This window comes from Roseicyclus amphidinii (assembly GCF_030163755.1).
GTDB lineage: Bacteria > Pseudomonadota > Alphaproteobacteria > Rhodobacterales > Rhodobacteraceae > Roseicyclus > Roseicyclus amphidinii.
In genome coordinates this window covers 1-3396 of record NZ_JASJOE010000124.1, presented here as the reverse complement: position 1 = coordinate 3396, position 3396 = coordinate 1, and the positions used below count along the sequence as shown (strand labels likewise).

Below are 3396 nucleotides of genomic sequence, written 5' to 3'. Positions count from 1 at the left end.
GAGGGGGCGCGGCTGACGCTCGCCGACGGCGCGCAGGTCACGGCGGGGCATGTGGTCATCGCCACCGGCGGCTGGGCCGGTTGCGCGCCGCTGACCGGGCGGCGGCCCGCGATGCGGGTCTACCAGCGGACGGTCGCCTTTGCCGAGGTGACGCAGGCCGAGGCCGCGCGGCTGGCCGGGATGCCGAGCCTGATCTGGGTGCCGGAGGGGGGCGAGACGGATCTCTACCTTTTGCCGCCGATCCGCTACCCGGACGGGCGCTTCTACCTGAAGATCGGGGGCGAGGCCGACAGCCCCGAGGCGCGCGACGCCGCCACGCTGAACGACTGGTTCCGCGGCGCGGGCAGCCCGGCGGCTGGCGCGGTCCTGCTGGAGGAGTTGCGGCGGGTGATGCCCGGTCTGCGCATCGCGGGCACGCACACCGGGGCCTGCGCGGTGAGCTTCACGGCGACGGGGCACCCCTATGTCGCGCGGGTCGAGGAGGGCGTGACGCTGTTGACCGGCGGCAACGGGGCTGGCGCGAAATGCGCCGACGAGCTGGGGCGGCTGGGGGCGGTTGCGGCCCTCGGCGGCGACGTGGCCGCCGAAGGCCTTGGCGCGGAGTTCGCGCCGGTGTTCGAGACCGACTAGAAGCGGAAGTTGACCGAGATGGCGGCGGTCGTCGCCTCGGCGTTCAGGCCGGAGAGGTCGAAATCGCTGAACTGGTGGTAGAGAACCTCGGTGCCCAGCGTGATGCCGTCACTGACCAGAAGCTCGTAGCCGACACCGGCATACCAGCCGTTGCTGTCGCCGACGGTCGGGTTGCTGGTGGTCGCCTGCGCCCAGCCCGCGGCGCCGTAAAGCCAGCTCGTGCCGAGATCGGCACCGGCGCGGGCGCCGATGCGGGTGACCGACTCGAGCGTGGTCACGCCGCCGAGGTCGATGTCGGTGGTGTCGTATTGCAGACCGCCGCCGACAATGACGGAGCCGAGGTCGTAATCGTAGTTCGCGCGCAGGCCGAGGAGCGCATCATTGCCGGACAGTTGGTTCGAGCCATAGGTCGAGACGTCGCCGTAACCGAGCTGCACACCGACCGAGGGGCCGGTCCAGTCGGCACCGGCGGGAACCGGTGCGGGTGCGACGGTGACCGGCGCGGGGGCCGGGTCCTGGGCCATGCCGCCGGCAAGGGCGGGGCCCGCGGCAAGCACGGCAAGGCCGGTTGCGAGGATCAGGGATCGTGTCATGGTCTGGTCGAGCTCCTTGCTCTCATTTGTTCTGGTTGTCGCGGCATGCTCGGTGCCGCCCGGCCAGAGGCTATGCACCCGCCACAGGCGTTCAACGCCACGGCAGGACACGAAAACGAGAGGCATGGGGGGCAGGCTGCATTCCGCCGGGCCGTCCGGGGAAATGCGCAAGACGCCGCCTGTTTCGCACGGGCGGGCCGCGCGGACATGGGCCCGCCCCCGCCCGCGGGCAGGGGCCGTGCCAGGAACTGCGGTGGGCGTGGGCCGAAGCAACGGCCCTGCCCCGCCCCCGTCAGGTCAGCTCAGGTCCATTTGGCGATGGGCGGCAGGCTCATCAGGACGGCATTGGCGTCATGGCCGGTTTCCAGGCCGAACTTGGTGCCGCGGTCGTAGACGAGGTTGTATTCGGCATAGAGCCCGCGGTGGACAAGCTGCGCTTCGCGGTCACCCTCGGACCACGCGGTGTGGCGGCGGCGCTCGACGCAGGGAACGAAGGCCGGAAGGAAGGCGCGGCCGACGTCCTGGGTGAAGGCGAAATCGGCCTCCCAATCGCCGGTGTTCAGGTCATCGTAGAAGATGCCGCCGACGCCGCGGGCGCGGTGGCGGTGGGGGACGTAGAAATACTCGTCCGCCCAGGCTTTGAACCGGTCGTAGTAGTCGGGCTGGTGGCGGTCGCAGTGATCCTTGAGCACGCCGTGGAAATGCGCGGTATCCTCGGCATATTCGATGGCCGGATTCAGGTCGGAGCCGCCGCCGAACCAATGCGCCACGGGCGTCCAGAACATGCGGGTGTTCATGTGGACGGCGGGCGCATGGGGGTTCTGCATGTGGGCGACAAGCGAAATGCCCGAGGCCCAGAAGGTCGGGTCGTCGCGCAGCCCGTCCATGTTCTTGCGCGAGGACATGGCGGCCACCGCGCGCTCGCCAAGCTGGCCGTAGACGGTCGAGACGTTGACGCCCACCTTCTCGAAGACGCGGCCGCCGCGCATGACGCTCATCAAGCCGCCGCCGGCATCCGAGCCGTCGTCGGAGTGGCGCTTCGTCTCGGTCACCTCGAAGCGGCCCGCGGGGGCGTCGCCGCCCTGGCTGTCCTCGAGCGCCTCGAATGCGGCGACGATCTCGTCGCGCAGGGTGCGGAACCACGCGGAGGCGCGGGATTTGTGGTCGTCGTAATTGTCCTTCACGGGAACCGTCCTTTTCTCGTCTCCGTGACGTTCTACCAGAGGCAGAGCGACGGTGCCACGCGCCGTTTCGTCCCTTGGGTCAGGACACCTTCGTCGCAGCGAAAAAACTTTCGTGCCCATGGATTTTCGCCCGTGGATGGCATAGGCTTCGCGGAAAGCCGCGCCAGACGGCACCCCAAGGCAGAGCGAGCAGGCTCAGTGAGACAGCGACCGAGTTTACCGGCCCTCATCGGGCTGGCCCTCCTCTTGTGCATGACGGTTGTGGCGACGCCGCTGCGCGCCGCGCCTTATGCCGCGATGGTGATGGATGCGCGCAGTGGCGAGGTTCTGCATTCGCGCAATGCGGATACGCGGCTGCACCCGGCCTCGCTGACCAAGATGATGACGCTCTACATCGCCTTCGAGGCGGTCCGGCTGGGGGAGATCACGCTCGACACGCCGGTCCGCATCTCGGATCGCGCCGCCGCCGAGCCGCCGTCGAAACTGGGGTTGCGGGCGGGGTCCACGATCCGGTTCCGCTACCTGATCCGCGCCGCCGCGATCCGTTCGGCCAATGATGCGGCGACCGCCATCGCCGAGGCGATCGAGGGGTCCGAGGCGGCCTTTGCCCGGCGCATGAACCGCACCGCGCGGGCGTTGGGGATGACCCGGACAACCTTTCGCAACGCCCATGGCCTGACCGAGGAGGGGCACCTGTCGACGGCGCATGACATGACGATCATGGGGCGGCGGCTGTTCTACGATTACCCGGAGTATTACAACATCTTCTCGCGCCGCGAGGATGACGCGGGCATCGCCATGGTGCGCAACACGAACCGGGCGCTGCTGGCCGCCTATCGCGGCGCGGACGGGATCAAGACGGGCTACACCCGCGCGGCGGGGTTCAACCTTGTCGCCTCGGCCGAGCGCGACGGCGTGCGCATCCTGGCGACGGTCTTCGGCGGGCGCTCGACCGCCTGGCGCAACCAGCGCATCATGGAGTTGTTCGA

4 protein-coding genes are annotated in these 3396 nt (G+C 69.4%); 2 read left to right on the top strand and 2 right to left on the bottom strand.

Going from position 1 to position 3396, the window contains the following annotated elements:
• The coding region (locus tag QQK83_RS18995) for an FAD-dependent oxidoreductase (protein WP_284266973.1) at window positions 1-630 on the top strand (630 nt) is incomplete at its 5' end.
• Here QQK83_RS18995 and QQK83_RS18990 read toward each other — a convergent pair.
• Window positions 627-1223 carry an outer membrane protein gene (locus tag QQK83_RS18990; RefSeq protein ID WP_284266971.1) on the bottom strand — a complete coding sequence of 199 codons (597 nt, stop codon included), beginning with the start codon at window positions 1221-1223 and terminating at the stop codon, window positions 627-629. The genes QQK83_RS18995 and QQK83_RS18990 overlap by 4 nt on opposite strands.
• Window positions 1224-1525: 302 nt before the next feature.
• Window positions 1526-2407 (bottom strand): oxygen-dependent coproporphyrinogen oxidase, encoded by an 882-nt coding sequence (gene hemF, locus QQK83_RS18985; RefSeq protein WP_284266969.1) that lies wholly within the window; start codon window positions 2405-2407, stop codon window positions 1526-1528.
• Window positions 2408-2659: 252 nt separating this feature from the next.
• Between hemF and QQK83_RS18980 the strand changes: the two genes are divergently transcribed.
• Window positions 2660-3396, top strand: a 737-nt coding sequence (locus QQK83_RS18980; protein WP_284266966.1) for a D-alanyl-D-alanine carboxypeptidase family protein, incomplete at its 3' end; no start/stop codon positions are given.